Genomic DNA, 26,264 nt, shown 5'->3' on the forward strand with positions numbered 1-26,264 from the left:
GCCGCCCCCGTGCGCCCTGGGAACCAGACGCCCTCACCTCGCGTTGACCAGGAAGGGAGGGTCCACTGGACCGTAGACCCTCAGACCCATGACGGGGCTCCCCCTGCCGCACCACTTGGAGGGCGTACCGTGCACCGCCGGCACAACGGGCTCAAGACCGCCGTACTCCTCGGCGGGCTGTCCGCACTCATCATCCTCATCGGAAGCTTCTTCGGACGGACCGGCTTGATCGTCGCCGTCGTCATCGCCCTGGGGACGAACGCCTACGCGTACTGGAACAGCGACAAGCTGGCTCTACGCGCGATGCGCGCCCGCCCCGTCAGCGAGTTCGAGGCCCCCCAGCTCTACCGCATGGTGCGCGAGCTCTCCACGTCCGCGCGCCAGCCCATGCCACGCCTCTACATCTCACCCACCGAGGCCCCGAACGCCTTCGCCACCGGACGCAACCCGCGCAACGCCGCGGTCTGCTGCACCGAGGGCATCCTGCGCATCCTCGACGAACGCGAGCTGCGCGGGGTCATCGGCCACGAGCTCAGCCACGTCTACAACCGCGACATCCTGATCTCGTCGGTCGCCGGCGCCCTCGCCTCGGTGATCATGTTCCTGGTGAACTTCGCCTGGCTGATCCCCATCGGCCGGTCCAACGACGACGAGGGCCCCGGACTCCTCGGCATGCTGCTGATCATGATCCTGGGACCGCTGGCCGCCTCGGTGATCCAGCTGGCCATCAGCCGCTCGCGCGAGTACGAGGCCGACGCCTCCGGCGCCCAGCTCACAGGGGACCCGCTCGCCCTGGCCAGCGCCCTGCGCAAGCTGGACGCGGGCACCAAGCAGCTCCCGCTGCCGGCGGAGCCCCGGCTGGAGACGGCGAGCCACATGATGATCGCCAACCCGTTCCGTCCAGGTGAGGGCCTTTCTAAGATGTTCTCCACACACCCTCCGATGGCCGAGCGCATCGCCCGGCTCGAACAGATGGCAGGCCGCCGCCAATGAAGACAATCCTGAACGTCATCTGGCTCATCCTGAGCGGCATCTGGCTGTTCCTGGGGTACCTCCTCGCGGGCGTGCTGCTCTGCATCACCATCATCGGCATCCCCTTCGGCATCGCCGCCTTCCGCATCGCCGTCTACGCCCTCTGGCCCTTCGGCTACACCACCGTCGAGCGCCACGACGCCGGCGCCGGATCCTGCATAGGCAACGTCCTGTGGCTGATCCTGGCGGGCTGGTGGCTGGCCCTGGGCCACATCGTCACGGGCATCGCCCTCTGCATCACGCTCATCGGCATCCCCTTCGGCATCGCCAACTTCAAGATGGTCCCGCTCTCGCTGTTCCCCCTGGGCCGCGAAATCGTCCCGACGGACGCCCCGTTCGCCTCCCGCTGACCGGGTTATCCACAGGCCGGGCGGGCTGTCGGTGGGGTGCGTCACCATGAACGCATGAACGAGACCGAGCAGTTGCTGGAGCAAGTCACGGACCGTGCGCACAACTCCGCGCACGGGAACGGAAGGCCCCTGCCCGCGCCGTTGGGCACGGGGGAGATCACCCGGGCCGAGGGAATACTCGGCTTCGCCCTGCCACCGCTGCTCACCGCGCTGTACACCCGCGTCGGCGACGGCGGATTCGGCCCCGAATGCGGGCTGCTGCCGCTGAGCCAGACCGTCCGCACTTACGAGGCGCACCGCGCGTCCGGCTGGCGCTGGCCCGAGGGCGTGCTGCCCATAGCCGACTTCGGCTGCACCATGTACGCCTGTGTGGACTGCCGCTCCGAGACCGCCCAAGTACTGCTGTTCGACCCGAGCCTCGGCGAGCCGGACCTGGCCTGGTCCATCGACACCCCGAGCCTGGCCGGCTGGCTGCGCGGCTGGCTCGACGGCACCGCCTGGTTCTGCGAGGAGTCCGGCCTGGGGGAGGAGTGCGACCTGGAGCTGCAGCCCTGGGCCGAGTTCAGATCGCGGATCTGAGCCCGCTGCGCACCCCGTAGACCAGCGCGCCGAGCGCCAGCACCGCCGCCCCCGCGATCGCCGACGCGAAGGGCAGCGCGCACGCCAGCACCACACAGCCGGACAGCCCGACCGCTGCCACGGCCCGCCCCTTGACACCTGAATCGAGAGTCCACGCGGAGGCGTTCGCGATCGCGTAGTAGACAAGCACCCCGAAGGAGGAGAATCCGATCGCGCCCCGCAGATCGGCGGTGGCCGCGAGCACCGCCACGACCGCACCCACTGCCAGCTCCGCATGGTGCGGCACCTGATGCCGGGGATGTACGGCGGCCAGCGCGCGCGGGAGATGACCGTCCCGGGCCATCGCCAGCACGGTCCGCGAAACCCCGAGCACGAGGGCCAGCAGCGAGCCCAGCGCGGCCAGGGCCGCGCCCACCCGGACGACAGGGGCCAGTTCCGGCCGACCGGCCGCCCGGACCGCGTCGGCGAGCGGGGCAGCCGACCGTGCCAGCCCGTCGGCGCCGAGCACCGACAGCGCCGCCACCGCCACCGCGGCGTACACCAGCAGCGCGATCCCCAGCGCGAGCGGCACCGCCCGCGGGATCGTCCGTTCCGGGTCGCGCACCTCCTCGCCCAGGGTGGTGATCCGGGCGTAGCCCGCGAAGGCGAAGAACAGCAGACCGGCACCCTGCAACAGCCCGGCCGCGTCCCCGTCCGAGCCGCTCAGCCGCCCCGCTCCGGCCGCGCCGGAGGTCAGGCACACCACAACCACCCCGGCCAGCACCGCCAGCACCACCGCCACGATCAGCCGGGCGATCCGGGCGGACTTCTGCACACCGCCGTAGCTCGCGGCGGTCAGCGCCACCACCGCCGCGACGGCCACGGCATGCTGGCGCCCGGGCCAGACGTACGCGCCCACGGTGAGGGCCATCGCCGCACAGGACGCCGTCTTGCCGACCACGAACCCCCAGCCGGCCAGATGACCCCAGAAGGGCCCGAGCCGCTCGCGCCCGTAGACGTACGTGCCGCCCGAAGCCGGGTAGCGGGCGGCGAGCCGCGCCGAGGAGTGCGCGTTGCAGTAGGCCACGAGGGCCGCCAGGGCGAGCGCGGCGAGCAGCGCACCGCCCGCAGCCCGCGCCGCGGGGGCGAGGGCCGCGAAAATGCCGGCGCCGACCATCGCGCCGAGCCCGACGACGACGGCGTCGGAAACGCCCAGGGTTCGCTTCAGCTGCTCCACGGGCGGAGGGTAACCCGGCTAGATGACGCCCTCCCGGCCGGGCAGCGGCGTCCGCATCCGCTCCCAGCCCTCCAGGGCGGTCAGACAGGCGTGGTCGAGGTGGCGCAGCCCGCTCAGGTCGAGCCGTACCGGCTGCCCGTGCGGCAACGCGTCCAGTGAGTCGAGCAGTTTGGGCAGCCGCAGGAAGCTGGCGTTCCCCACGATCCGCACGCACAGTGCCTCGTCCTCCCACACCTCCTCGATGTGCACGTGGGAGGTCTCCCAGGCCGCCTTGGCGACGGCCAGCCCCAGCCCGACCAGCACCCCCTCGAAGAGGTTGGTGACCACGATCGCGGAGGCCGTGGCCAGCAGCACCACCGCCTCGCCCCGGTGCGTACGCCACAGCGCGGCCACCGCCTTGGCCGGCAGCAGCTTCCATCCCGCGTGCAGCAGCACCCCGGCCAGCGCGGCGAGCGGCACGATCTCCAGCAGCTGCGGGAACGCCACGGCGAAGAGCAGCAGCCAGCCGCCGTGCATCACCCTGGCCGCCCGCGTGCGCGCGCCGGCCTCCACATTGGCGGCGCTGCGCACGATCACGGCGGTCATCGGCAGCGCCCCGAGCAGCCCGCACACGCTGTTGCCGACGCCCTGGGCGATGAGCTCCCGGTCGTACTCGGTCCTCGGTCCGTCGTGCATGCGGTCCACGGCGGCGGCGCTGAACAGCGTCTCGGCGGAGGCGATCAGCGCCAGCGCGATCACGGTCCCGGCCGCCCCGAAGGAAACCAGCACATGGAAATCGCCCCAGGCGGGCGGGGACACGGCCGCGAGCACCCCCGTCACCCGCACCTTCTCGACGGGCAGCCGCAGCAGGGCGGCCGCGGCGGTGGCGGCGGCCACCCCGACGAGCGCTCCGGGCACGAGCCGCAGCCGGGCGGGCATCCGGCGCCAGGCGACCATGGCGGCGATCGTCCCGACCCCGAGCAGTACGGCGGCCCAGTCGGCCTGCGCCCCGAGCTCGTGCACCCCGGCCAGCTTCGCCAGGGTGTGCCCCGGAGCCGCCACGCCGCCCAGGGCGTACAACTGTCCGGAGATCAGGACCAGCCCGATCCCCGCCAGCATCCCGTGGACGACGGCCACCGAGATCGCCCGGAACCACTGACCGAGCCGCAGCACCCCCATGCCCAGCTGCACCACCCCCGCGGCCAGCACCAGCACCCCGAGCGCGGGCAGCCCGTGGGTCTGCACCGCCTCGTAGACGAGCACGGTGAGCCCGGCCGCGGGCCCGCTCACCTGGAGCGAGCTCCCGCGGAACCACCCCGTGACCAGGCCGCCGATCACCCCGGTGACGATCCCCAGCTCGGCCGGCACCCCGGAGGCGACCGCCACCCCCACGCACAGCGGCAACGCCACCAGCGCGACGACGACGGACGCCCCGAAGTCTTCGCGAAACGTGCCGGCCCCAGACATGCGAGAACCCCCTGCCGCGAGACGATGAGACGCCCTCAGCCTGGTGGGCGCACCCACCGCCGCCCAAGTGCCCACAGAAGGCCACGGTGGCGCGTGCGCCGCACACGCCCCGCACACACCTCCGCACCCCCGCACACGCCGCGGCCCGGCGGTCGGTGAGGACCGCCGGGCCGGCGTGGTGGCAGGTCTCGGACCTGGGTCAGCGGTAGTTCACGAACTGGATCGCGAAGTCCAGGTCCTTGCCCTTGAGCAGTGCCTGGACCTCCTGCAGGTCGTCACGGCTCTTGGAGCTGACGCGCAGCTCCTCGCCCTGGACCTGGGCCTTGACGCCCTTGGGACCCTCGTCCCGGATGATCTTCGCGACCTTCTTGGCGTTCTCCTGGGAGATGCCTTCCTCGATCGTGGCGAAGATCTTGTACTCCTTGCCGGACAGCTGGGGCTCGCCGGCGTCCAGCGCCTTGAGCGAGATCCCGCGCTTGACCAGCTTGGTCTCGAAGACGTCGAGGACGGCCTTCACGCGCTCCTCGGAGTTCGCCTCCATCAGGATCTTCTCGCCGGACCAGGCGATCGTGGCGCCGGTGCCCTTGAAGTCGTAGCGCTGCGAGAGCTCCTTGGCGGCCTGGTTGAGGGCGTTGTCGACCTCCTGCCGCTCGACCTTCGAGACGATGTCGAAACTGGAGTCGGCCATGTGCTGTGGCTCCTTGAAGTCGGTTTGATCACCCCGGAGGGCGCGGCCGGACATCCCCGGCCCGCTCGGCAAAGCCTAGCCACCGCACCCACCCGCATCGCTGATCAATCCGGTGGCGAAGCACCCCCGGTCATCAGGTATCGTTTACGTCGTTGCCAGGGAGCGCCGCCGCGAGGCGGAAAAAATGGCAGCGTCTCTTGGCGGTGTGCCCGAGTGGCCAAAGGGAGCAGACTGTAAATCTGCCGGCTCAGCCTACCCAGGTTCGAACCCTGGCGCCGCCACGCGAAAGAAGCCCCTCTGATCTGCGGAAACGCAGATCAGAGGGGCTTCCTCGTTAACGCCGGGACCACGGGGCTACGGCCGGGTCGGCCTCAGCGCCGCGGCGGGGGTTTCAGGAGCAGCCTGCGACCGTGCCGGCACAGTTCGCGGGCAGGTTCTTGATGATCTTGCTCTCCTTGAGGGTCACGACCGCGCCGGCCTGGTTGTTGATGCCGCCGCCGACGCCGGCGGCGCGGTTCTCCGCCACCGTCGAGTGCTCCAGGGTCAGCTGGGTGGTGTCGCCGCCCGCCTCCTCCGCGTTGTTGATGCCGCCGCCGTCGTGCCCGGCCGAGTTCGACTCGACCTTCGTCTTCTTCAGCGTCGCGGTGCCCGCGTTGTTGACGGCGCCGCCGTCGTTGCCCGCCTTGTTGTTGGCGAGGGCGGACTGCTCGATCTCCAGGGTCCCGCCCTCGGCGTTGTTGACGGCCCCGCCGTTGAGACCGGCCCAGTTCTCGATGAGCTTGCTGTGCTTGATCTTCGTGGAGCCCAGGTTGTTGACGGCGCCGCCGTTGCCGTCGCGAGCCTCGTTGTTCGTGAGGAGGCCGTGCTCGACGGTCAGGGTGCCCTCGTTCTGGATGCCGCCGCCGTCCTCGTCGGCGGTGTTGCCCGCAACGGTGCTCTTTTGGAGCGTGAGGGTGCCGGTCGAGCTGTTGCTGAGGCCGCCGCCGTCACCGGCGTCGTCCGTGGCCGACGTGGCCACGTTGGTCAGGATCTCGGTGTCGACGAGGGTGACGTCCCCGCCCTCGTTGGAGATGCCTCCACCGACCCCGCCCGCCTGGTTGCCGGCGACCTTGCTGTCCTCCAGGCGCAGGGTGCCCGCGTTGGCGATACCGGCGCCGTTCCCGTCGGTGCGCCCACCGGTCACGGTGATGCCCTTGAGGGTGAGGGTGCCGCCCTCCTCCACCGAGAGCAGGCGGAAGAGCGGGCTGCCGCCGCTGACGGAGCGGATCAGGGTCGAGTTGTGGCCGACGATCGCGACGTTCCCGGCGATGGGCGGCAGGGCATTGCCCGAACTGGTGCCGTAGTCGATGTCGAAGCGGTAGGCACAATCCTTGGCCAGGGTGATCGTGCCGCCGTTCGTATTCGCCTGCTCCACGGCGGTGATGAGTGCGGCTACATCGCCACAGGCGATGCTCACCTTGGTCGGCGCCTGCGCCATGGCCGGCGAAGCCGCCATGCACATGCCCACGCTCGCCACCACGGCACATCCAGCGAGTACGAGACGATTCTTCATCGAAGCCCTTCCTCTCGGTTACAAGCCGGGCAGCCCTCCCGCTCCTCTCCCTGCACGTGGAGAGGAGGGGGAACCTGATCATGGAGCCCGGCAAGACGGTACGAGTGGTATCGCTCGCGTCGGGTCATCTCCCGCACCCTGGTTCGGACGCTCTGAGATTGCATTCGAATGGCGGTCGCCCGTTCGCCCACCGGCCCCGCGCACGCAAGCCCCGCCCGCGTCGATTCCGCGGGCCGGAGGCCGAGGACGCCGACATGGACGCCGGCACACACCTCATCCCTGTCGGCCCCCGATGCGGTGGAAACGATTCCCACCCTCGAATTGCTCCGGTCAGATGAACTACTCACCTGCCTGGGCCACAGCCTCGGCCCTGCCAGCGCCGACGCGGCGGCGGCGGCGGGTCGGATGGGCGGCGCGTGAAGAACTCACAGGGCCACAGGGCGACACCCATGGCCCACGCACCCTCCCATCGCACTCCCGCGGCAGCCCTCGGCGTCGGCGGGTAAGGAAGCCATGAACCTGAAGCATCAGACGGCGACGATTCAACGGCCCCGGGGGCGTTCCCGGGTTCTGCTCGCCTCCATCGCCGCAGCGGCGGCCTTGACCGGCCAGCTGATCGCGGTGGCACCGGCCGCGTCCGCGAACGATCCCAAGCCGGCGGACCAGCACGACGCCAAGGTGGCCGAGGCCAAGAAGCACGGCCATGAAGAACTCAAGAAGCTCCCCGAGGTCCTCCACGGTCTGCAGCAGTTCACCTCGGACAACACCTTCACGGCCCCGCCGGGTGTCACCTCGGTGTTCGTCCAGGCGTGGGGCGCCGGCGGTGGCGGCGGCGGTGGCGGCGGCTCCGCCCGCAACAACGGGAACCCCAACGGCGGCAACCCCAACGGCGGGAACCCCAACGGCGGTAACCCCAACGGCGGCGGCCTGGCCGCGGACGGAGACGGCGCCGCGGCCGAAGCCCCGCGCAACAACACCGGCGGCACCGGTGGTGGCGGTGGTGGCGGCGGCTTCACCTGGTGCGTCATCCCGGTCACTCCCGGAACGAACTACGGGGTGGACATCGGCACCGGCGGCGCCAACGGCCTCGGCGGCGCACCGGGCGTGAACGGCACCGCGGGCGGCGCCGGCACCACCACGTCCCTGACGGTGGCCTCCACCGCCACCGCGCTCCTCACCGCGACCGGGGGCACCGGAGGCGGGGGCGGCGGCGCCGCGGACCGCGGTCCGGGCGACCCCGGCACGCCGGGCCAGGGCGGCAGCGGATGGTGCTCCGCGGGCGGCGTCAACGTGTCCGGCGACCCGGGCAGCAGCGACGGCACCGGCGGCGGCACCGCCGACGGCATCGTCGAGCTCCCGGCAGGTGCCGCGGTCGGCGGCGACGGCGGCCGCGGCGGCGGCGCCAACCGGGCCATCGGCCACTCCGGCTCCCGCGGCAAGGACGGCGGCGACGGGTACGCGGTCATCTACTGGTAGCCCCCGGTAGCCCACCCGCTCATCGCCCCACCGGCCAGAAGCCCGCCCCGAGCCCGACGACCCGGGCCGGGCGGGCTTCTCGCCGTCGCCCGCATCGTCTCGGGCTCCTGTTCGTTCACCGGGGGTGAAATGGACATCTGACACACGGGGGAAGGTCGGCGGCGGGGTGCTCGTCGCCCTGCTCGGCGCGGGGATTCCGGCCCTGATGGGAGCGGCCCTGCACACGGACGTGGGGGAGCCGTACCAGGAGACCCGGCTGTACTTCGGCACCGAACGCCCCGACGGCCGCGGGCCCATCGAGGAGCGGGAGTTCATGCGGTTCCTCGACCAGGAGATCACCCCCGCCTTCCCCGAGGGGCTGACCCTCCACGACGGGTACGGCCAGTGGCGCGGCAAGGACGGCAAGGCCGTCCGCGAGACCTCGTACGAAGTGGTCCTGCTGTACCCCGAGAAGGAGGCCGACGAGCGCAGCACGCGCATCGAGCGGATCCGGCAGGCCTACGAGGACCAGTACCAGCAGGATTCGGTCGGGCGGTCCGACGACAAGGTCAACGCCGGGTTCTGAGGCGCCGCCTGAAGCACCCTGGCTGAAGCACCCTGGCTGAAGCCCCTGTTTGAACCAGCCTGTCTGAGCCACTCCGTCCGAACCACCCCGCCCGAACCGCCGTCCGGGTGGCCGTCGGAGCGGCCGTCAGTTGCCCGCCACGTCCTTGACGGCCACCTGGACCGGGGTCGAACCGGAGATCAGCTCCAGCGTCAGGCCCGCGGTCGCCGGGGTCTCGACCAGCTCGGCCAGCACCGCCGCCACGTCGTCGCGCGGGACGGCCCCACGGCCCGTCTGAGCCTCCAGTCGGACCAGCCCCGTCCCCGCGTCGTCGATCAGCGAGCCGGGGCGCAGGATCGTCCACTCCAGGCCCAGCCGGGTCCGTACGTGGTCGTCGGCCTCGCCCTTGGCCCGCAGGTAGGCGTCGAAGACCTCGTCACCCTCGTGGTACGCGTCCGCGCCCATCGAAGAAACCATCAGGAAGCGGCGCACACGGGCCCGTTCGGCGGCGTCGGAGAACAGCACCGCCGCGCCCCGGTCCACGGTGTCCTTGCGCCCGATGCCGCTGCCGGGCCCCGCGCCGGCGGCGAACACCGCCACGTCCGCGCCCTGCAGGATCCCCGCCACGTGCTCCACCGAGGCCGACTCCAGGTCGCAGAGCACCGGCTCGGCACCCGCCTCCCTCAGGTCGTCGCCCTGTGCCGGATCGCGGATGATGCCCGCGACCTCGTACCCGCGCGCGGCGAGCAGGCGCTCCAGCCGCAGCGCGATCTGACCGTGTCCACCCGCGATGACGATGCGCATGCCCCGACCGTACGACGAGCCGGGCGCCCACGCCCGCGAACGCACGGCGAACTTCAGGGACCGGGCTCCGTACGGCCCTGCCGGGGCAGGTCGAGCGCCACCGCGACCGCGGAGTCGCAGTACTCCCGTACGGCACTCGTACGGGCTACCACCCGCCCGCGGTGGATCACGATCCGGCTGTAGGCGAGGGACAGCACGCCCGCGATCCGGTCCCCGCGCACGGCGAGCAGCTCCGCCGGGAACCCGGCCTCCACCCGCACCTCCGGCAGGCCCATGGCCTCGCGGGCGCAGGCGCTCACCGAGTCGTAGGCCTCGCCCGCCCGCAACCCGCCCTGGGAGGCCAGCAGGTACGCGGCCTCCAGCGGATCGCCTCGGCCGACCGGGTTCCCGGCGTCCCGCAGGGCTCCGCTGCCGGCGGCGACCCGCACCCCGGCCGTGCGCAGGAGCCGTACGGGGGCGGTGCGCAGGCCGCGGCGCTCCAGGGCCGCGCAGTCGCCCTGGGGCAGGCAGGTCACCCGTACGCCGGCCGCCGCCAGTTGGTCGGCGGCGCGGGCCGCCGCGTCCAGCGGGAGCCGGGACAGGCCGCCGCAGGGGCCGATGGTCACCCCGGGGCGCAGCCCGCCCGCCATCGCGGCGAGCCGGGAGAGGCGGCCGGGGTCGTCACCGTCCGTGTGCAGGTCCACGGGGCAGCCGTGCTCGGCGGCGAGTTCCAGGACGGCTTCGAGGAAGCCCGTCGGGTCCGGGTCCAGGTCCGGGCAGCCGCCGATCACGGAGGCGCCCATCTTGACCGCGTCCCGCAGCATCGCGAGCCCGTCCGCGCCGGCCACCCCTGTGAGCAGCCGGGGTACGGCCACGGCGGTGAGGTCGGTGAGCCCGCGCAGGGAGCGGCGGGCCTGGAGGACGGCCTCCATGGGGCCGAGGCCGTGCACGTCGCCGATCCGTACGTGGGAGCGCACGGCGGTGGCGCCGTGGCCGAGCTGGAGCAGGGCCGCCTCGGTGGCTCGGCGCTGGACCTCGTCGGGGGTGTACGAGACGGGGCCTTCGCCGTCGGCGGTCAGTGCGGTGTCCCCGTGGGCGTGGGGCTCGGCGGGGGCGGGGAGCAGCAGGTAGCCGCCCAGGTCGACCCGGGAGAGCGCGGGGGAGGGGAGGCTGCCCGCGGTGCCGACGGCCTGGATCCGGCCGCCGCTGAGGCGGACGTCGACGGTCCGGCCGTCGGTGAGGCGGGCTCCGGCGAGCAGCAGGGTGGTCGCCTCGGCTGCGGCCGCGTTGCCGTTGCCAGGACGGGGGGCTTGGAACGGCTGCTGCGGCTGGCTGTCGGACATCGCGCTCCTGCGGTGGCTCGGGCGGTTCCTGGGCCCTGGCCGCGGCCCACGGCCCAAGATCACGCAGCGTGCTCAGAGCCTAGGGCGCGGCGCACCCCGCTTCACGGAAGAGCGCAATAGTCGTACTGGTGTGGTGCCCGTGCGTCTTGGTGTGGTGCTGCGCGCTGGGGTGCGGTGCCCTGCGCTGGGGTGCGGTGCCCTGTGCTGTGGTGTGGTGCCGCACGCTGGGGTGCTGTGCCTCTGCGCTGTGGAGCCCGCGCGTGCGCTCCGCCGGCCGGGCCGGCGCCCGTTCGGAGCCTGCGGAGATGTGAGCCCGCACACATTCCGGCCTAAAAGTGGGGTGGGAGTGGTCGGTGGGTTGATCGAGAAGGGCCGCGCGACCCCCTCGGAGCCCGGTCCCCGCAAAGGATTTGGGCGATCGGCGGGCAACCGTGTAATGTCTTCATCGCTCGCCCCAATAGCTCAGTCGGTAGAGCGTCTCCATGGTAAGGAGAAGGTCTGCGGTTCGATTCCGCATTGGGGCTCTGGTGAGAGAGGTTCCCCACCCTCGGGTGGGGAGCTGATCACATCAAAGCGGCGTAGCTCAGTCGGTAGAGCAAGCGGCTCATAATCGCTGTGTCACCGGTTCAAGTCCGGTCGCCGCTACACACAGTAGCCGATTGCGGGGTCGGTCTCCCGGTCGGCTACTCTTGTATGCGTTCATCCGTCCCAATTTCCGTCAAGGAGCACTCACGTGGCTGCCACCGACGTCCGCCCGAAGATCACGCTGGCCTGCGTGGAGTGCAAGGAGCGGAACTACATCACCAAGAAGAACCGGCGTAACAACCCGGACCGTCTTGAGATGAAGAAGCACTGCCCGCGCTGCAACTCGCACACCGCGCACCGCGAGACCCGCTGACCCCAGCGAAGTCTCGAATAACAGGCACCGTCATGAGGTCGTCCCCTTCATTGGGGGGCGGCCTTGTGTCGTTTCCGTGCCCGTCTTTGTCTTTCTTCTTGCCTTGCCTGTGTGTCTGTCTTTCGTGTCCCTTCAACAGGAGGTAGTGAGCATGGCTCTCGACCAGTCCTTCGTGGGGCGGAGCTACCCGCCCACCGATCCGTACGAGGTCGGCCGGGAGAAGATCCGCGAATTCGCGGTTGCGGTGGGTGACGCCAATCCCGTCTACACCGACCCCGAAGCTGCCAAGTCGTACGGCTACTCCGATGTGATCGCGCCGCCGACTTTTGTGTTCGCCATCACCTTCAAGGCGGCCGGCCAGGTCGTCGAGGACCCGCAGTTGGGGCTGGACTACAGCCGCGTCGTGCACGGCGACCAGAAGTTCGCGTACTCCCGCCCGGTGCGGGCGGGTGACCGGCTCTCCGTGACCTCCACCATCGAGGCCGTGAAGTCGTTGGCGGGCAACGACATCATCGACATCCGCGGTGAGGTCCACGACGAGACCGGCGAGCACGTGGTGACGGCGTGGACGAAGCTCGTCTCCCGCGCCCCCGAGGAGGCCTGACATGGCAGCGCAGATCCAGTACGCCGACGTCGAGGTCGGCACCCAGCTGCCGGCGGCGTCCTTCCCCGTGACGCGCGCCACGCTCGTCCAGTACGCCGGCGCCTCGGGCGACTTCAACCCGATTCACTGGAACGAGAAGTTCGCCAAGGAGGTCGGACTGCCGGACGTGATCGCGCACGGCATGTTCACCATGGCCGAGGCGATCCGCGTGGTCACCGACTGGGTGGGCGACCCGGGTGCGGTCGTCGAATACGGCGTGCGCTTCACCAAGCCCGTCGTGGTCCCGAACGACGGCCGGGGCGGCGTGATCGAGGTCACCGCCAAGGTCGCCGCGAAGCTGGACGACAACCGCGTCCGCGTCGACCTGACGGCCATGAGTGAGGGTCAGAAGGTCCTGGGCATGTCCCGCGCGGTGGTCGAACTGGCCTGAGGTGGGGCTTGGGGTTGGGGGTGAGGCTGGGGGTTTCCCGTCAGTCTCATCGTCTTCCGTGGCGGGACGGTCCCTCAAGGGCGCTCCTTCGTCGCGTCGCTGCGCGATGGCCTTCGGCCACCCTTGACCGACCGTCCCGCCACGGAAAATCGAAGACAGCCGGGAAACCCCCGAAGGGGCGGGCTGGGTCCTGCTTTCAGGGACGGCCTCGTCGCAGATATACGGGCGGGGCTCCCGGTGCGCGTCGGATCGCTACGTGCTCCCTCTCGTCTCGGCGTCTGCCGGCCGTCCTGGGCTGGGCATGAGCCGCCGTCGATCGCTACGCGCTTCGCGTGTTCTGGCGTCTGCCGACCGTCCTGGTGGGCGTACGCCGCAGCTGATCGCTACGTGCTTCCCATGTCTCAGCGTCTGCCGGCCGTCCTGGGGCGGTGCCCCCTGCCGGGGCTCCCTTTCGGGGCCTACCCGGCGGGCCTTGACTTGGTTAGTGATTGAGCACTAACTTTGGGGCATGGCAAGGATGAGTGCAGATGAGCGGCGGGAGAGCGTTATTCGTGCGGCGATGCACGAGTTCGCGCGCGGGGGTTACTACGGGACCTCCACCGAGGCGATCGCCAAGCGGGTGGGTGTCTCGCAGCCGTATCTCTTCCGGCTCTTCCCGAACAAGCCCGCCATCTTCCTCGCCGCGGCCGAGCGCTGCATGCGGGATACGCGGGCGGTCTTCGCCGAGGCCGCCGAAGGGCTGCACGGCGACGAGGCCACCCATGCCATGGCGGAGGCCTACACCCGGCTGATCGCCGAGGATCCCGACAAGCTCCAGATGCAGCTCCAGATGTACGTCACCGTCGCCGCTGCCGAGGCGGCCGGGGACCACGAGCTCGGCGAGCTCGTGCGCAAGGGCTGGATGGAGCTCTGGGACACGGTCCACGTGCCCTTCGGTGGGGACGTCGGCGAGACCACGACCTTCATGGCGTACGGGATGTTGATCAACACCCTCGCCGCCATGGGGTTCCCGCCCGGGCACCGGGTCTGGGAGGGTCTCTACCCGTCGGTCCGGGCCGGGGTTCACCCGGAGAAGTGAGGGCGCGCGAGATTCGCTCGCGCGCGTTTTCATGGCCGCAAAAGTTAGTCAGCAATAACTAACAACAGGGGGAACAGTGAACACGCAGGACACCAAGCTCCGGGGGCCCGCCGTCTGGGCCCTCATCCTCACCGGCGTGGCCAGCTTCATGGCCGCACTCGACAACCTGGTCGTCACCACCGCCCTCCCCGCCATCCGCGAGGACCTCGGCGGCCGGCTGGAGGACCTGGAGTGGACGGTGAACGCGTACACGCTCACCTTCGCCGTCCTCCTGATGTTCGGCGCCGCCCTCGGCGACCGCTTCGGCCGCCGCCGGCTCTTCATCGCCGGCCTCGCGGTCTTCACCGGTGCCTCCGCCGCGGCCGCCCTCTCGCCCGGCATCGACGCGCTCATCGCCGCCCGCGCCGTCCAGGGCGTAGGCGCCGCGGTCATGATGCCGCTCACCCTCACCCTGCTCACCGCCGCCGTCCCGGCCGCCCGCCGCGGCATGGCCCTCGGCATCTACGGAGCCGTCACCGGCCTCGCCGTCGCCAGCGGGCCGCTGATCGGCGGCAGCCTCACCGAGCACATCTCCTGGCAGTGGATCTTCTGGCTGAACGTCCCGATCGGGCTGGCGCTGATACCGCTCGCCCGCCTGCGGCTCACCGAGTCCACCGCCCCCGGCGCCCGGCTCGACATCCCCGGCACCCTGCTCATCAGCGGCGGCCTCTTCGGCATCGTCTACGCCCTGGTCAACGCCAACTCTGAGGGCTGGACCAGCGCCCCGGTCCTCACCTGCCTGATCGTCGGCGCCGCGCTCGTCGGCGGGTTCATCTACCACGGCTTCAACAACGCCAACCCCATGCTCCCCATGCGGCTCTTCCAGAACCGCGGCTTCCTCGGGATCAACATCGCCAGCCTGCTGATGTTCCTGGGCATGTTCGGCTCGATCTTCCTGCTCAGCCAGTTCCTCCAGGGCGTCGCCGGCTACTCGCCCACCGAGGCCGGCCTGCGCATGCTCCCCTGGACCGGCATGCCGATGATCGTCGCCCCGCTGGCCGGCATCCTCTCCGACCGCATCGGCGGCCGCCCCGTCGTCGCCGCCGGGCTCGCCTTCCAGGCCCTCGGCCTCGGCTGGTTCGCGGCGGTCCTGAGCACGGACGTCTCGTACGCCGCCCAGCTGCCGCCGCTGATCCTCAGCGGGATCGGCATGGCCCTCTACTTCGCCCCCTCCGCGAACGTCCTGATGTCCACCGTGGCCCCCGCCGACCAGGGCAGGGCCTCCGGCACCAACAGCGCCCTGCGCGAGGTCGGCGGAGCGCTCGGCGTCGCCGTCCTGGCCTCGGTCTTCTCCGCCCAGGGCGGCTACGAATCCCCGCAGGCCTTCACCGACGGCACCGTCCCCGCCCTGTGGATCGGCGCCGGAGCCGTCGCCCTGGCCGCCGCCTTCGCCCTGCTCGTGCCGCGCCGGCCGAAGCCCGCCCCGGTCCCCGCCGCCGTCGACGGGGTCGCAACCGGTGTGAAGGTGCCCGCCGCTCGCTGACCGGCCCCCCGACCTCGCTCGCCGGGCGGGGGCCGCGCGGGAGGTGGCCGGGAGAACCGCAGCGCCGCCCGCGCACGAAGATCCGTACGCATCATCGTGAAGGAGAGCCCGCCATGCCCGACATCCCCTGGTCCACCCCGACCCAGGCGGCCCCCGACGCCGAGGTCTACGTCATGGCGTCCCGCTTCGAGACCGCCACCCTCGCCGGCGCCGTCAGGTTCTTCCTCAAGACCCCCGGCATCGTCCTGCAGATCCGCAAGGCTCCCGGCGCCCACGGCGTCGCCCTGCGGGCCCGGGTCCTCCGGCGCACCTTCCTGACCCTCTCCGCCTGGGAGGACCGGGACGCGCTCTACCGGTTCGCGCGGAGCGAGCCGCACCGGTCCAGTTCCCGCAAGGCCGCCGCGTTCATGAAGGAATCGGCCTTCACCTTCTGGACCGTGCGCCCCGACGAACTGCCCATCGGCTGGGAGGAGGCCGAGTGCCGGCTGGCCGAACAGAAGGCCGCCTCGTGAGTCACGGTCCGTGGCCCCGCAGGGATGCGAGGGGCACGGACCGTACTCTTGTCCACGTGCAGGAACTCCACGACGCCCCCCTCGCCCCGCTGACCACCTTCCGTCTCGGCGGCCCCGCTGCCCGCCTGGTCACCGCGACCACCGACGCCGAGGTCGTCGCCGCCGTGCGCGCCGCGGACGAGAGCGGCACTCCGCTCCTGGTCATCGGCGGCGGCAGCAACCTGGTCATCGGCGACGAGGGCTTCGACGGCACCGCCCTGCGCATCGCCACCACCGGCTTCGTCCTGGACGGCACCACCCTGGAGCTCGCGGCCGGCGAGAACTGGAGCGACGCCGTCGCCCGCACCGTCGAGGCCGGCCTCGCCGGCATCGAGTGCCTCGCCGGGATCCCCGGCTCGGCCGGTGCCACGCCCATCCAGAACGTCGGGGCGTACGGCCAGGAGGTCTGCGACACGATCACCGAGGTCGTCGCCTACGACCGCACCAGCGGCGAGACGGTCACCCTGACCGCCGCCGAGTGCGCCTTCCGGTACCGCAACAGCACCTTCAAGGACCAGCCCGAGCGCTACGTCGTCCTGCGCGTGCGCTTCGCCCTGGAGGACGCGGGCGGCCTCTCCGCGCCGATCAAGTACCCCGAGACCGCCCGCGCCCTCGGCGTCGAGGCGGGAGACCGGGTCCCGGCCGCCACCGCCCGCGAGACCGTGCTGCGCCTGCGCGCCGGTAAGGGCATGGTCCTCGACCCCGCCGACCACGACACCTGGTCGGCCGGCTCCTTCTTCCACAACCCGATCCTGACGGACGAGGCGTACGCCGCCTTCCTCGCCCGAGCCCAGGACCGCCTCGGCCCCGACACCGCCCCGCCGGCCTACCCCGCGGGCGACGGCCGTACGAAGACCAGCGCGGCCTGGCTGATCGACAAGGCCGGTTTCACCAAGGGCTACGGCACCGGCCCCGCGCGCATCTCCACCAAGCACACCCTCGCCCTCACCAACCGCGGCGAGGCCACCACCGAGGACCTCCTCGCCCTGGCCCGCGAGGTCGTCGCGGGCGTCCACGCGGCCTTCGGCGTCACCCTGGTCAACGAGCCGGTGACGGTCGGCGTCAGCATCTGAGGAGTCCCGGCCGCCCATGCTCTGTCCCCTGCACGGGGCCGGTACGGACCCCACCCGCCTCGTGGGCCGCACGCTCAGCAGAGTCGTCGCGTCCTGGCACATCAGCGACGGGGAACGCTCCGAGGCGCCCCTCGACGTCTGGCTGATCGACAGCGTCGGCGACTCGATCCGGATCACCACCGGGTCCGACCAGTGCCTCATCGTCGAGTCCGCCTCGCCCCACGAGCCCTACGACATGGGGGAGTGGGGCCGCATCGAGGTCGGCGAGGACCTCGGCGACCACCCCTTCCTGCGCCACCTCGGCGAGACCGTCGCCTCGGTCGCCGAGTTCGCGCTGCCCGAGCAGGGCCGCACCCACCTGGAGATCGGCTTCCAGGACGGGCACCGGGTGCGGGCCGACTGCTACGAGGGGGACCTGCGGCTCACCCGGTGAGCCAGTGGTCGATCCCGGCCAGCAGCTTCTCCTGTACGTCGGCGGGCGCGGCCGAGCCGCGGACGGACTGGCGGGCCAGCTCGGCGAGCTCCGGGTCCGTGAATCCGTGGTGGCTGCGGGCGATCTCGTACTGGGCGGCGAGCCGGGACCCGAACAGCAGCGGGTCGTCCGCGCCCAGCGCCAACGGCACCCCGGCCTCGAAGAGCGTGCGCAGCGGGACGTCCTCGGGCCGCTCGTACACGCCGAGGGCGACGTTGGAGGCCGGGCAGACCTCGCAGGTGATCTGCCGGTCGGCGAGCCGCTTCAGCAGCCGGGGGTCCTCGGCGGCCCGTACGCCGTGCCCGATGCGGGCGGCGTGCAGATCGTCGAGGCAGTCGCGGACCGAGGACGGACCGGTGAGCTCGCCACCGTGCGGGGCGGCGAGGAGGCCGCCCTCGCGGGCGATGGCGAAGGCCCGGTCGAAGTCACGGGCCATGCCGCGGCGCTCGTCGTTGGAGAGCCCGAAGCCGACGACACCGCGGTCGGCGTAGCGGACGGCGAGGCGGGCCAGGGTGCGGGCGTCGAGGGGGTGCTTCATGCGGTTCGCGGCGATGAGGACCCGCATGCCGAGGCCGGTCTCGCGGGAGGCCGCGTCGACGGCGTCGAGGATGATCTCGACGGCCGGGATCATGCCGCCGAGCAGGGGGGCGTAGGAGGTGGGATCCACCTGGATCTCCAGCCAGCCGCTGCCGTCCCGTACGTCCTCCTCCGCGGCCTCGCGGACGAGGCGGCGGATGTCGTCGGGCTCGCGGAGGCAGGACCGGGCGGCGTCGTAGAGCCGCTGGAAGCGGAACCAGCCGCGCTCGTCGGTGGCGCGGAGCTTCGGGGGCTCGCCGGCGGTGAGGGCGTCCGGGAGGCGCACGCCGTACTTGTCGGCTAGCTCCAGGAGGGTCGATGGTCGCATCGACCCGGTGAAGTGCAGGTGGAGGTGGGCTTTCGGCAGAAGCGTGAGATCGCGTGCGTGCTCCATTTGTTGATCCTGCCGTACCGCTGCGCTTGGCGGGAGGGGGTTTTACCTTTTGGGGGCTTGCCCGAACGGGAGGGCGGGCTCGGAGGTGCCGCCGGGCGCTGCCCGGGCCCGCGCCTCAATCGCCGGCGGGGCTTGAAGATCGGGGCTCCGCCCCGGACCCCGCGCCTCAAACGCCGGCGGGGCTGGATGGTGCGGCGGGGCTGCGAGATCGGGGCTCCGCCCCGGACCCCGGTCCTCAAACGCCGGACGGGCTGAAATGCAGCCCCGGCGGGGCTGGATGGTGCGCGGGGCTGAAATGCCGAGCGGCGCCGCCCCCGTGGGGTGGCGCCGCTCAGGTCTGGCTGCGGGCCGCTCTAGGCCTAGGCCTTGGCCTCGGCCAGGAGCTTCTGGACGCGGGAGACGCCCTCGACCAGGTCCTCGTCGCCCAGGGCGTAGGACAGGCGCAGGTAGCCCGGGGTGCCGAAGGCCTCGCCGGGGACGACCGCGACCTCGACCTCGTCGAGGATCAGGGCGGCGAGCTCGACGGAGGTCTGCGGGCGCTTGCCGCGGATCTCCTTGCCGAGGAGCGCCTTGACCGAGGGGTACACGTAGAACGCGCCCTCGGGGGTCGGGCAGACCACGCCCTCGATCTCGTTCAGCATCCGCACGATCGTCTGGCGGCGGCGGTCGAAGGCGGTGCGCATCTCGTGCACGGCGTCCAGGTTGCCGGAGACGGCGGCCAGCGCCGCGACCTGGGCCACGTTGGAGACGTTCGAGGTGGCGTGCGACTGGAGGTTGGTCGCGGCCTTGACCACGTCCTTGGGGCCGATGATCCAGCCCACGCGCCAGCCCGTCATCGCGTACGTCTTGGCGACGCCGTTGACGACGATGCACTTGTCGGCGAGCTCGGGGACGATCGCCGGGAGGGAGACGAACTTCGCGTCGCCGTAGACGAGGTGCTCGTAGATCTCGTCGGTCAGGACCCACAGGCCCTTGTCGGCGGCCCAGCGGCCGATGGCCTCGGCGTCGGCCTCGCTGTAGACCGCGCCCGTCGGGTTGGACGGGGAGACGAAGAGGACGACCTTGGTGCGCTCGGTGCGGGCCGCTTCGAGCTGCTCGACGGAGACGCGGTAGCCCGTCGTCTCGTCGGCGACGACCTCCACCGGGACACCGCCGGCGAGACGGATGGACTCCGGGTAGGTGGTCCAGTACGGAGCCGGGACGATGACCTCGTCACCCGGGTCCAGGATGGCCGCGAAGGCCTCGTAGATCGCCTGCTTGCCGCCGTTGGTCACCAGGACCTGCGACGCGTCGACCTCGTAGCCGGAGTCGCGGAGCGTCTTGGCGGCGATCGCGGCCTTCAGCTCGGGCAGGCCGCCGGCCGGCGTGTAGCGGTGGTACTTCGGGTTGCGGCAGGCCTCGACCGCGGCCTCGACGATGTAGTCCGGGGTCGGGAAGTCGGGCTCGCCGGCACCGAAGCCGATCACCGGACGCCCGGCGGCCTTGAGGGCCTTGGCCTTGGCGTCGACGGCGAGGGTGGCGGACTCGGAAATGGCGCCGATACGGGCGGACACCCGGCGCTCGGAGGAAGGCGTTGCAGAGGTCATGCGAGCAATCGTCCCAGACGGCAAAGAAGCGCCGCACACCGTTTCAGTCATCGGACCGGACCCGCACGGGACATGGGACGGACAGCCGCCGACACCCCACCGGACGGCGACCGGAGCATGTCAGGCCGGGTGCTGTTCGACGTCGGGTCCCAGTTCACGTACACTCACCTGTCGTTGGACCTCGCCAGCCGCTGCAAAGCGTGAGCACTCCGTGCACTCGCCCGGATGCGGTAGGTTGGGGGACGCAAAGGGTCGTAGCTCAATTGGTAGAGCACTGGTCTCCAAAACCAGCGGTTGGGGGTTCGAGTCCCTCCGGCCCTGCTCCACACTCCTTCTCGGATGTGTGTGCGCAGGTACGTACTTAGATGCAACGCCGTGCGGCGCAACCGGGCGCGGTACGGCCACGACCCGGATTCAGGTGAGAGACGTGACGGACGCCCTGGGCTCCATCGACATGCCTGACGCCGAGGACGAGACGCGCGAGAAGAAGGCCCGCAAGGGCGGCAAGCGTGGCAAGAAGGGTCCTCTGGGCCGGCTCGCGCTTTTCTACCGCCAGATCGTCGCGGAACTCCGCAAGGTTGTCTGGCCCACTCGCAACCAGCTCACGACGTACACCACCGTGGTGATTGTCTTCGTCGTCATCATGATCGGTCTGGTGACCGTGATTGACTATGGGTTCCAGGAAGCCATCAAGTTCGTCTTCGGCTGATCCCCGCGGAGGGCGGCGCCTTGATGGGTGCCGCCCGTTTTCGCATGTTCCACCACCTTTTGTATCCAGGAAGAAGCAGCCACCGTGTCTGACCCGAACCTGAACGCGAGCCACGACTCCGTCGAGTCCGTCGAGGACGAGCTCGACATCGTCGAGGCGGCAGACGCTGTGGACCCCGATGAGGCCGAGCACGCCGACGCCAAGGCGGGTGTCGCCGCCGAAGAGGCCGCGCTGCACGTCGAGGGCGAGATCGAGGACGACGCCGAGATCGAGGACGACGCCGAGTTCGAAGAGGCCGCCGACGAGGTCGAGGCTGACGCCGAGGTCGAGGCTGACGAGGAAGAGGCCGAAGAGGCCGCTCCGGTCGAGCCCGCCGAGCCCGTGGACCCCGTCCAGGCCCTGCGCGACGAGCTCCGTCTGCTTCCCGGCGAGTGGTACGTGATCCACACCTACGCCGGCTACGAGAAGCGCGTGAAGGCCAACCTGGAGCAGCGCGCCGTCTCGCTGAACGTCGAGGAGTTCATCTACCAGGCCGAGGTGCCCGAGGAAGAGATCGTCCAGATCAAGAACGGCGAGCGCAAGAACGTCCGGCAGAACAAGCTGCCCGGTTACGTTCTCGTCCGCATGGATCTGACGAACGAGTCCTGGGGCGTCGTCCGCAACACGCCTGGCGTCACCGGCTTCGTCGGCAACGCGTACGACCCGTACCCGCTGACCCTGGACGAGATCGTCAAGATGCTCGCGCCGGAGGCCAAGGAGAAGGCCGACAAGGCCGCCGCGGAGGCCGCCGGTCTGCCGGCGCCCGCCGTCAAGCGCACCATCGAGGTCCTGGACTTCGAGGTCGGCGACTCGGTCACCGTCACCGACGGCCCGTTCGCGACGCTGCAGGCGACGATCAACGAGATCAACCCCGACTCGAAGAAGGTCAAGGGCCTCGTCGAGATCTTCGGTCGCGAGACCCCGGTCGAGCTCAGCTTCGACCAGATCCAGAAGAACTGATCTTCTGAGACAACGCTTCCGGACAGGTCAGATCGCCCCGTAAAGGGCGGTCTGACCTGCTCGGTTTTTAGCCCCGCACCGATACCCGTTATCGTGGTGCGGTATGCCTCCATCCGGATGACCGGTTGGCGGCGAAAAACTCTCACTAGGACCCGGAGAGAGCAATGCCTCCCAAGAAGAAGAAGATCACGGGGCTCATCAAGCTCCAGATCAAGGCCGGTGCGGCCAACCCGGCTCCGCCGGTCGGCCCCGCGCTCGGTCAGCACGGCGTCAACATCATGGAGTTCTGCAAGGCCTACAACGCCGCGACCGAGTCGCAGCGTGGCATGGTCGTGCCGGTGGAGATCACGGTCTACGACGACCGCTCCTTCACCTTCATCACCAAGACTCCGCCGGCCGCGCGCCTCATCCTGAAGCACGCGGGCGTGGAGAAGGGCTCCGGCGAGCCCCACAAGACCAAGGTCGCCAAGCTCACGGCTGCCCAGGTCAAGGAGATCGCCGAGCTGAAGATGCCCGACCTGAACGCCAACGACATCGACGCCGCCGTGAAGATCATTTCCGGCACCGCGCGCTCGATGGGCATCACCGTCGAAGGCTGATCAAGCCCCCCTCCAGCACCACCAGTGGTAGGACCAAGCGCTGGTCCGCACCACGACTCCACGCCTGAAGAAAACAAACAGGAGCAGAAGTGAAGCGCAGCAAGACTCTCCGCGCTGCGGACGCCAAGGTCGACCGGGAGAAGCTGTACGCCCCGCTCGAGGCCGTCCGTCTCGCCAAGGAGACCTCCGCGACCAAGTTCGACAGCACCGTCGAGGTCGCCTTCCGCCTGGGTGTCGACCCGCGCAAGGCCGACCAGATGGTGCGTGGCACCGTGAACCTCCCGCACGGCACCGGCAAGACCGCCCGGGTCCTGGTCTTCGCGACCGGTGACCGTGCTGCGGCCGCGGAAGCCGCCGGCGCCGACATTGTCGGCGACGACGAGCTGATCAACGAGATCGCCAAGGGCAACCGCCTGAACGAGTTCGACGCCGTTGTGGCCACCCCGGACCTCATGGGCAAGGTCGGCCGCCTCGGCCGCGTGCTCGGTCCCCGTGGCCTCATGCCGAACCCGAAGACCGGCACCGTCACGATGGACGTCGCGAAGGCTGTCACCGAGATCAAGGGTGGCAAGATCGAGTTCCGCGTCGACAAGCACTCGAACCTGCACTTCATCATCGGCAAGGTCTCCTTCTCCGATGAGCAGCTGGTCGAGAACTACGGCGCGGCCCTCGACGAGATCCTTCGTCTGAAGCCGTCCGCCGCGAAGGGCCGCTACATCAAGAAGGCCGCCCTGAGCACCACGATGGGTCCCGGCATCCAGCTGGACTCGAACCGCACCCGGAACCTCCTCGTCGAGGAAGACCCGGCTGCTGTCTGAGCCTGACGGCTCGCTGAGTGGCTGAACGGGCCCCTCGCCCCCTTCACAGGGCGGCGAGGGGCCCGTTTCCGTGTTCCGGGCCACATCCCGCCCATACGGGCGTAATGGGGGCGAGATCCGGCCGAGGGGGCACGTAGGGTCGCGTTGAATTCGACGCACGATCATGGGGGAGAAACACATGCACAAGGCTGTCCGGACCCGAGCCGGTATCGCGATCGCGGGTACCGCACTGCTCGTGGGCGGCCTCACGGCCTGCGGCGGCGACAAGGCCGACGCGGGCAGCGGCAAGGCCGAGGGGGGCCACGGGGCGGACGCGAAGGCGCACTCGCCCCTGGAGGCGGTGAAGGCGTCCTACCTGAAGACGGTGGCCGCCAAGTTCGCCAAGGCGGAGCTGTCCATCGTCGGGGCCGACGGCAAGACCAGCACCCAGTCCGGCACGAAGGGCTGGTACCCGTCCAGCCACGACGTGCTGCTGAAGGGCGAGCGGCCCGAGACCCGATCGATCATGATCGGCGACCTCATCTACACCCAGCTGGACAAGCCCCTCAAGGGCAAGACCTGGATGCGGATGAACCTGGCCAAGGACGGCAAGCCGGGGGTCCGGCTGAACGACGACCCGGCCGAGTACCTGGCGATGGCGCTGGGCCAGGAGAAGCTGACCCACGTCGGGGCCGAGAAGACCGACGGCGTCGACGCCCAGCACTACAAGGGCACCTTCAGCAACGAGGACCTGCTCAAGGCGGACGAGTCCACCAAGGTCATGGAGGAGAAGAACCGCCAGTACCTCCACGAGTCCGTGAAGAACGTCAAGACCTTCGAGGTGGACCTGTGGATCGACAAGGACGGCTACCCCGTCCGCGTCGACAGCGTGAGCACGGACGGGACCGGCTCCACGAAGACCACGGCGAAGTTCTCGGACTTCGGCAAGGCCGCCCCGGTCCAGGCCCCGCCGGCCGACCAGGTGGTCGACCTGGACGACAGCCTGAAGGAAACCGACCAGAGCCTGAACGAGACCCGCGAGAGCCTGCATGAGACGGACCAGAAGCTGAAGGACGTCGACGCGGACCTCAAGGAGGCCGACAAGACGCTGCGGGACGCCGGACTGGGCGGTCTCGGCGGCTCCTGAGACGGGCCTCGGGCACCTCCCGAGAGGGCGGGGCCCGAGGCGATTTGCCTCGACTGGCGGCCTTCACGTACTCTTCCGGAGAAGCCAAAGACCGCTGGTCGTTGCCGTGCCTGCAAGGGTGCGGCGGCCGAAGGATCCGCTGAGTGCGGACGTCCTGCGCAGGTGTTCGTGGAAAAGCTCCCGGAGTGATTCGGTCGAGCTTCAGCCCCGTGCGCTTGCGCCGGGGCGTTTCGTTTTGTTCAGCCCCTTCTGAGCGGTCCTCATCACCCGGAAGGAGGCCGACGCTCTATGGCAAGGCCCGACAAGGCTGCCGCGGTAGCCGAGCTCACGGACCAGTTCCAGAGCTCGAACGCCGCCGTGCTGACCGAGTACCGGGGTCTCACCGTCGCGCAGCTCAAGACGCTGCGTCGTTCGCTCGGTGAGAACGCCCAGTACGCCGTGGTGAAGAACACGCTGACCAAGATTGCGGCCAACCAGGCCGGGATCACCGCGCTGGACGAGCACTTCGCTGGTCCGACCGCGGTCGCCTTCATCACCGGTGACCCGGTGGAGTCGGCGAAGAGCCTGCGTGACTTCGCCAAGGACAACCCGAATCTCATCATCAAGGCGGGTGTCCTTGATGGTAAGGCGCTCACCGCCGATGAGATCAAGAAGCTTGCGGACCTCGAGTCCCGCGAGGTTCTGCTCAGCAAGCTGGCCGGCGCGTTCAAGGGCAAGCAGTCTCAGGCTGCCTCGCTCTTCCAGGCGCTGCCGTCGAAGTTCGTCCGCACCGCGGAAGCGCTTCGCGTCAAGCTCGCCGAGCAGGGCGGTGCCGAGTAATTCGGCTCGCGCACTGATCCACGCCGCCTAGTGCGTGGGTCGTAGCGGGCCGTTACGCCCGCCTCTATATACATCCGGCACCTGCCGAATTAGTGGAAGGATCGCCCATCATGGCGAAGCTCTCTCAGGACGACCTCCTCGCCCAGTTCGAGGAGATGACCCTCATCGAGCTCTCTGAGTTCGTGAAGGCCTTCGAGGAGAAGTTCGACGTCACCGCCGCCGCGGCCGTCGCCGTTGCCGGCCCCGCCGCCGGTGGCGCTGCCCCCGAGGCCGCCGAGGAGCAGGACGAGTTCGACGTCATCCTCACCGGTGCCGGCGACAAGAAGATCCAGGTCATCAAGGTCGTGCGCGAGCTGACCTCCCTGGGCCTCAAGGAGGCCAAGGACCTCGTGGACGGCGCCCCGAAGCCGGTCCTCGAGAAGGTCGCCAAGGAGGCCGCTGACAAGGCCGCCGAGTCCCTCAAGGCTGCCGGCGCGGCTGTCGAGGTCAAGTAACACCTCTGAGGCCTCTCTGAGGCCTCAACCGAGGGCGATCACCCGTAAGGGTGGTCGCCCTTTGGCGTACCCGCAGTGCCTGACTTGCCCTGGTCTCGTTGGGGAGTAGGGTGATCATCGTTGCCCCGAAGCAGGGTCCGAAGATGATCCGCTCGGAGCAGGGGGCCTTGACGAACGGGACGCGGCGCGCAATTCTCAGACCCGTCGAGAGGTCGACCACCTCGATCCGAGATCTGAGGCATGGATCGACTACGAAGAGGGCAGTACTGATACGCGCTCTGTGTACGAGAGCCGCACGCGTTGGACGCAGGGTCGGATGAACACTGCGTTGGTGGAACGAGTTGGGGAAGGCCTGTTGCCGGTTTCCGGAAACCTGGTCTGGACATCAGTGAGCCGAGTGGCTACACTGACCCTTTGCGCTGCCTGTTAGCTGTCCCCTGCCCGTCGCCAGGGACATGCCCACGCTTGAGCACACTTGATTGATCCGCCCTGACCTGGCCTTTCAGC

General features: G+C 70.3%; 28 protein-coding genes and 4 tRNA genes. 24 read left to right on the top strand and 8 right to left on the bottom strand.

Annotated features, from left to right (window positions below):
- Positions 1 to 129: 129 nt before the first annotated feature.
- The 3 genes from htpX to AB0D29_RS03215 are packed head-to-tail and all read left to right on the top strand — an operon-like array spanning position 130 to position 1,961.
- Complete coding sequence (gene htpX / locus AB0D29_RS03205; RefSeq protein ID WP_351290608.1) at positions 130 to 993, top strand: zinc metalloprotease HtpX; 864 nt, start codon at positions 130 to 132, stop codon at positions 991 to 993.
- Complete coding sequence (locus AB0D29_RS03210; protein ID WP_362805857.1) at positions 990 to 1,382, top strand: YccF domain-containing protein; 393 nt, start codon at positions 990 to 992, stop codon at positions 1,380 to 1,382. Before htpX ends, AB0D29_RS03210 begins: the two co-directional genes overlap by 4 nt.
- Positions 1,383 to 1,436: 54 nt before the next feature.
- On the top strand, positions 1,437 to 1,961 hold the full coding sequence (locus tag AB0D29_RS03215) for an SMI1/KNR4 family protein (protein ID WP_362851921.1): 525 nt from the start codon (positions 1,437 to 1,439) through the stop codon (positions 1,959 to 1,961).
- Here the strand turns inward: AB0D29_RS03215 and AB0D29_RS03220 are convergent.
- The 3 genes from AB0D29_RS03220 to AB0D29_RS03230 form a co-directional block, all read right to left on the bottom strand.
- The gene (locus AB0D29_RS03220) at positions 1,945 to 3,177 is read right to left on the bottom strand and encodes an APC family permease (protein ID WP_362851922.1); all 1,233 of its coding nucleotides are present in this window, start codon (positions 3,175 to 3,177) and stop codon (positions 1,945 to 1,947) included. The genes AB0D29_RS03215 and AB0D29_RS03220 overlap by 17 nt on opposite strands.
- An 18-nt stretch (positions 3,178 to 3,195) precedes the next feature.
- Positions 3,196 to 4,623, bottom strand: coding sequence for a SulP family inorganic anion transporter (locus AB0D29_RS03225; protein WP_362851923.1), 1,428 nt, complete (start codon positions 4,621 to 4,623; stop codon positions 3,196 to 3,198).
- A 199-nt stretch (positions 4,624 to 4,822) separates the two neighbouring features.
- Positions 4,823 to 5,311 (bottom strand): YajQ family cyclic di-GMP-binding protein, encoded by a 489-nt coding sequence (locus AB0D29_RS03230; RefSeq protein ID WP_030009008.1) that lies wholly within the window; start codon positions 5,309 to 5,311, stop codon positions 4,823 to 4,825.
- Between the two features lie 199 nt (positions 5,312 to 5,510).
- Between AB0D29_RS03230 and AB0D29_RS03235 the strand changes: the two genes are divergently transcribed.
- A tRNA-Tyr gene (locus AB0D29_RS03235) sits at positions 5,511 to 5,592 on the top strand.
- A 110-nt stretch (positions 5,593 to 5,702) separates the two neighbouring features.
- Here the strand turns inward: AB0D29_RS03235 and AB0D29_RS03240 are convergent.
- Positions 5,703 to 6,863: a hypothetical protein gene (locus AB0D29_RS03240; RefSeq protein WP_362851924.1), complete on the bottom strand. Its 1,161-nt coding sequence runs from the start codon at positions 6,861 to 6,863 to the stop codon at positions 5,703 to 5,705.
- Between the two features lie 513 nt (positions 6,864 to 7,376).
- Here AB0D29_RS03240 and AB0D29_RS03245 point away from each other — a divergent pair.
- Entirely contained in the window at positions 7,377 to 8,339 is a 963-nt protein-coding gene (locus AB0D29_RS03245; protein ID WP_362851925.1) for a hypothetical protein, read from the top strand.
- Positions 8,340 to 8,463: 124 nt separating this feature from the next.
- Entirely contained in the window at positions 8,464 to 8,904 is a 441-nt protein-coding gene (locus AB0D29_RS03250) for a DUF3574 domain-containing protein (RefSeq protein ID WP_362851926.1), read from the top strand.
- A 126-nt stretch (positions 8,905 to 9,030) separates the two neighbouring features.
- On the opposite strand, the gene AB0D29_RS03255 is transcribed toward AB0D29_RS03250, so the two are convergent.
- The gene (locus tag AB0D29_RS03255; RefSeq protein ID WP_362851927.1) at positions 9,031 to 9,687 is read right to left on the bottom strand and encodes an SDR family oxidoreductase; all 657 of its coding nucleotides are present in this window, start codon (positions 9,685 to 9,687) and stop codon (positions 9,031 to 9,033) included.
- A 53-nt stretch (positions 9,688 to 9,740) separates the two neighbouring features.
- On the bottom strand, positions 9,741 to 11,009 hold the full coding sequence (locus tag AB0D29_RS03260) for an amidohydrolase family protein (protein ID WP_362851928.1): 1,269 nt from the start codon (positions 11,007 to 11,009) through the stop codon (positions 9,741 to 9,743).
- 451 nt (positions 11,010 to 11,460) lie between these two features.
- Between AB0D29_RS03260 and AB0D29_RS03265 the strand changes: the two genes are divergently transcribed.
- The 10 genes from AB0D29_RS03265 to AB0D29_RS03310 all read left to right on the top strand — a co-directional run bounded on the left by AB0D29_RS03265 (position 11,461) and on the right by AB0D29_RS03310 (position 17,598).
- Positions 11,461 to 11,533, top strand: a tRNA-Thr gene (locus AB0D29_RS03265).
- A 48-nt stretch (positions 11,534 to 11,581) separates the two neighbouring features.
- Positions 11,582 to 11,654 (top strand) — tRNA-Met (locus tag AB0D29_RS03270).
- A gap of 88 nt (positions 11,655 to 11,742) precedes the next feature.
- Positions 11,743 to 11,907 carry a 50S ribosomal protein L33 gene (gene rpmG / locus AB0D29_RS03275; protein WP_003956487.1) on the top strand — a complete coding sequence of 55 codons (165 nt, stop codon included), beginning with the start codon at positions 11,743 to 11,745 and terminating at the stop codon, positions 11,905 to 11,907.
- 151 nt (positions 11,908 to 12,058) lie between these two features.
- On the top strand, positions 12,059 to 12,511 hold the full coding sequence (locus AB0D29_RS03280) for a MaoC family dehydratase N-terminal domain-containing protein (protein ID WP_362851929.1): 453 nt from the start codon (positions 12,059 to 12,061) through the stop codon (positions 12,509 to 12,511).
- 1 nt (position 12,512) lies between these two features.
- The gene (locus tag AB0D29_RS03285; RefSeq protein ID WP_362851930.1) at positions 12,513 to 12,941 is read left to right on the top strand and encodes a MaoC family dehydratase; all 429 of its coding nucleotides are present in this window, start codon (positions 12,513 to 12,515) and stop codon (positions 12,939 to 12,941) included.
- Between the two features lie 508 nt (positions 12,942 to 13,449).
- The gene (locus AB0D29_RS03290) at positions 13,450 to 14,019 is read left to right on the top strand and encodes a TetR/AcrR family transcriptional regulator (protein WP_362851931.1); all 570 of its coding nucleotides are present in this window, start codon (positions 13,450 to 13,452) and stop codon (positions 14,017 to 14,019) included.
- 76 nt (positions 14,020 to 14,095) lie between these two features.
- Complete coding sequence (locus tag AB0D29_RS03295; RefSeq protein ID WP_362851932.1) at positions 14,096 to 15,541, top strand: DHA2 family efflux MFS transporter permease subunit; 1,446 nt, start codon at positions 14,096 to 14,098, stop codon at positions 15,539 to 15,541.
- A 113-nt stretch (positions 15,542 to 15,654) separates the two neighbouring features.
- Positions 15,655 to 16,053, top strand: a complete 399-nt coding sequence (locus AB0D29_RS03300; protein ID WP_362851933.1) for a DUF3291 domain-containing protein — start codon at positions 15,655 to 15,657, stop codon at positions 16,051 to 16,053.
- Positions 16,050 to 17,165, top strand: a complete 1,116-nt coding sequence (locus tag AB0D29_RS03305; RefSeq protein ID WP_362851934.1) for a UDP-N-acetylmuramate dehydrogenase — start codon at positions 16,050 to 16,052, stop codon at positions 17,163 to 17,165. Before AB0D29_RS03300 ends, AB0D29_RS03305 begins: the two co-directional genes overlap by 4 nt.
- 16 nt (positions 17,166 to 17,181) lie before the next feature.
- Positions 17,182 to 17,598 carry a hypothetical protein gene (locus tag AB0D29_RS03310; RefSeq protein ID WP_351295335.1) on the top strand — a complete coding sequence of 139 codons (417 nt, stop codon included), beginning with the start codon at positions 17,182 to 17,184 and terminating at the stop codon, positions 17,596 to 17,598.
- Here the strand turns inward: AB0D29_RS03310 and AB0D29_RS03315 are convergent.
- Both AB0D29_RS03315 and AB0D29_RS03320 read right to left on the bottom strand, forming a co-directional pair.
- Positions 17,588 to 18,607 carry an adenosine deaminase gene (locus AB0D29_RS03315; protein WP_362851935.1) on the bottom strand — a complete coding sequence of 340 codons (1,020 nt, stop codon included), beginning with the start codon at positions 18,605 to 18,607 and terminating at the stop codon, positions 17,588 to 17,590. The genes AB0D29_RS03310 and AB0D29_RS03315 overlap by 11 nt on opposite strands.
- Before the next feature lie 359 nt (positions 18,608 to 18,966).
- Positions 18,967 to 20,193, bottom strand: coding sequence for a pyridoxal phosphate-dependent aminotransferase (locus AB0D29_RS03320; RefSeq protein WP_351295329.1), 1,227 nt, complete (start codon positions 20,191 to 20,193; stop codon positions 18,967 to 18,969).
- A 248-nt stretch (positions 20,194 to 20,441) separates the two neighbouring features.
- Here AB0D29_RS03320 and AB0D29_RS03325 point away from each other — a divergent pair.
- The 8 genes from AB0D29_RS03325 (at position 20,442) to rplL (ending at position 25,757) form a co-directional block, all read left to right on the top strand.
- Positions 20,442 to 20,514: transfer RNA gene (locus tag AB0D29_RS03325), tRNA-Trp, on the top strand.
- 106 nt (positions 20,515 to 20,620) lie between these two features.
- Entirely contained in the window at positions 20,621 to 20,902 is a 282-nt protein-coding gene (secE, locus tag AB0D29_RS03330) for a preprotein translocase subunit SecE (protein WP_030825982.1), read from the top strand.
- Between the two features lie 84 nt (positions 20,903 to 20,986).
- A complete protein-coding gene (nusG, locus tag AB0D29_RS03335; protein WP_362851936.1) occupies positions 20,987 to 21,901 on the top strand; it encodes a transcription termination/antitermination protein NusG in 915 nt (304 codons plus the stop codon).
- Positions 21,902 to 22,065: 164 nt separating this feature from the next.
- Positions 22,066 to 22,500: a 50S ribosomal protein L11 gene (rplK, locus tag AB0D29_RS03340; protein WP_030710298.1), complete on the top strand. Its 435-nt coding sequence runs from the start codon at positions 22,066 to 22,068 to the stop codon at positions 22,498 to 22,500.
- A gap of 89 nt (positions 22,501 to 22,589) precedes the next feature.
- Complete coding sequence (rplA, locus tag AB0D29_RS03345) at positions 22,590 to 23,318, top strand: 50S ribosomal protein L1 (RefSeq protein WP_030710300.1); 729 nt, start codon at positions 22,590 to 22,592, stop codon at positions 23,316 to 23,318.
- Positions 23,319 to 23,496: 178 nt separating this feature from the next.
- Positions 23,497 to 24,444, top strand: a complete 948-nt coding sequence (locus tag AB0D29_RS03350) for a hypothetical protein (protein WP_362851937.1) — start codon at positions 23,497 to 23,499, stop codon at positions 24,442 to 24,444.
- Between the two features lie 288 nt (positions 24,445 to 24,732).
- On the top strand, positions 24,733 to 25,263 hold the full coding sequence (gene rplJ, locus AB0D29_RS03355) for a 50S ribosomal protein L10 (protein ID WP_030710304.1): 531 nt from the start codon (positions 24,733 to 24,735) through the stop codon (positions 25,261 to 25,263).
- Positions 25,264 to 25,373: 110 nt separating this feature from the next.
- Positions 25,374 to 25,757, top strand: coding sequence for a 50S ribosomal protein L7/L12 (gene rplL / locus AB0D29_RS03360; RefSeq protein ID WP_030710306.1), 384 nt, complete (start codon positions 25,374 to 25,376; stop codon positions 25,755 to 25,757).
- The last annotated feature ends 507 nt before the right edge of the window (positions 25,758 to 26,264 follow it).

The organism is Streptomyces sp. NPDC048424 (assembly GCF_040651555.1).
Classification (GTDB): Bacteria; Actinomycetota; Actinomycetes; order Streptomycetales; family Streptomycetaceae; genus Streptomyces.

Excerpts from the sequence above, each read along its gene's own strand:
- AB0D29_RS03310 (WP_351295335.1), top strand. The coding sequence starts at position 17,182 with ATGCTCTGTCCCCTGCACGGGGCCGGTACGGACCCCACCCGCCTCGTG.
- AB0D29_RS03320 (WP_351295329.1), bottom strand. The coding sequence starts at position 20,193 with ATGACCTCTGCAACGCCTTCCTCCGAGCGCCGGGTGTCCGCCCGTATC.
- AB0D29_RS03225 (WP_362851923.1), bottom strand. The coding sequence starts at position 4,623 with ATGTCTGGGGCCGGCACGTTTCGCGAAGACTTCGGGGCGTCCGTCGTC.
- AB0D29_RS03210 (WP_362805857.1), top strand. The coding sequence starts at position 990 with ATGAAGACAATCCTGAACGTCATCTGGCTCATCCTGAGCGGCATCTGG.
- AB0D29_RS03285 (WP_362851930.1), top strand. The coding sequence starts at position 12,513 with ATGGCAGCGCAGATCCAGTACGCCGACGTCGAGGTCGGCACCCAGCTG.
- AB0D29_RS03215 (WP_362851921.1), top strand. The coding sequence starts at position 1,437 with ATGAACGAGACCGAGCAGTTGCTGGAGCAAGTCACGGACCGTGCGCAC.
- AB0D29_RS03280 (WP_362851929.1), top strand. The coding sequence starts at position 12,059 with ATGGCTCTCGACCAGTCCTTCGTGGGGCGGAGCTACCCGCCCACCGAT.
- AB0D29_RS03300 (WP_362851933.1), top strand. The coding sequence starts at position 15,655 with ATGCCCGACATCCCCTGGTCCACCCCGACCCAGGCGGCCCCCGACGCC.
- AB0D29_RS03315 (WP_362851935.1), bottom strand. The coding sequence starts at position 18,607 with ATGGAGCACGCACGCGATCTCACGCTTCTGCCGAAAGCCCACCTCCAC.
- AB0D29_RS03240 (WP_362851924.1), bottom strand. The coding sequence starts at position 6,863 with ATGAAGAATCGTCTCGTACTCGCTGGATGTGCCGTGGTGGCGAGCGTG.
- rplL (WP_030710306.1), top strand. The coding sequence starts at position 25,374 with ATGGCGAAGCTCTCTCAGGACGACCTCCTCGCCCAGTTCGAGGAGATG.
- AB0D29_RS03255 (WP_362851927.1), bottom strand. The coding sequence starts at position 9,687 with ATGCGCATCGTCATCGCGGGTGGACACGGTCAGATCGCGCTGCGGCTG.
- rplJ (WP_030710304.1), top strand. The coding sequence starts at position 24,733 with ATGGCAAGGCCCGACAAGGCTGCCGCGGTAGCCGAGCTCACGGACCAG.
- AB0D29_RS03290 (WP_362851931.1), top strand. The coding sequence starts at position 13,450 with ATGGCAAGGATGAGTGCAGATGAGCGGCGGGAGAGCGTTATTCGTGCG.
- AB0D29_RS03350 (WP_362851937.1), top strand. The coding sequence starts at position 23,497 with ATGCACAAGGCTGTCCGGACCCGAGCCGGTATCGCGATCGCGGGTACC.
- AB0D29_RS03260 (WP_362851928.1), bottom strand. The coding sequence starts at position 11,009 with ATGTCCGACAGCCAGCCGCAGCAGCCGTTCCAAGCCCCCCGTCCTGGC.
- AB0D29_RS03230 (WP_030009008.1), bottom strand. The coding sequence starts at position 5,311 with ATGGCCGACTCCAGTTTCGACATCGTCTCGAAGGTCGAGCGGCAGGAG.
- AB0D29_RS03245 (WP_362851925.1), top strand. The coding sequence starts at position 7,377 with ATGAACCTGAAGCATCAGACGGCGACGATTCAACGGCCCCGGGGGCGT.
- rplK (WP_030710298.1), top strand. The coding sequence starts at position 22,066 with ATGCCTCCCAAGAAGAAGAAGATCACGGGGCTCATCAAGCTCCAGATC.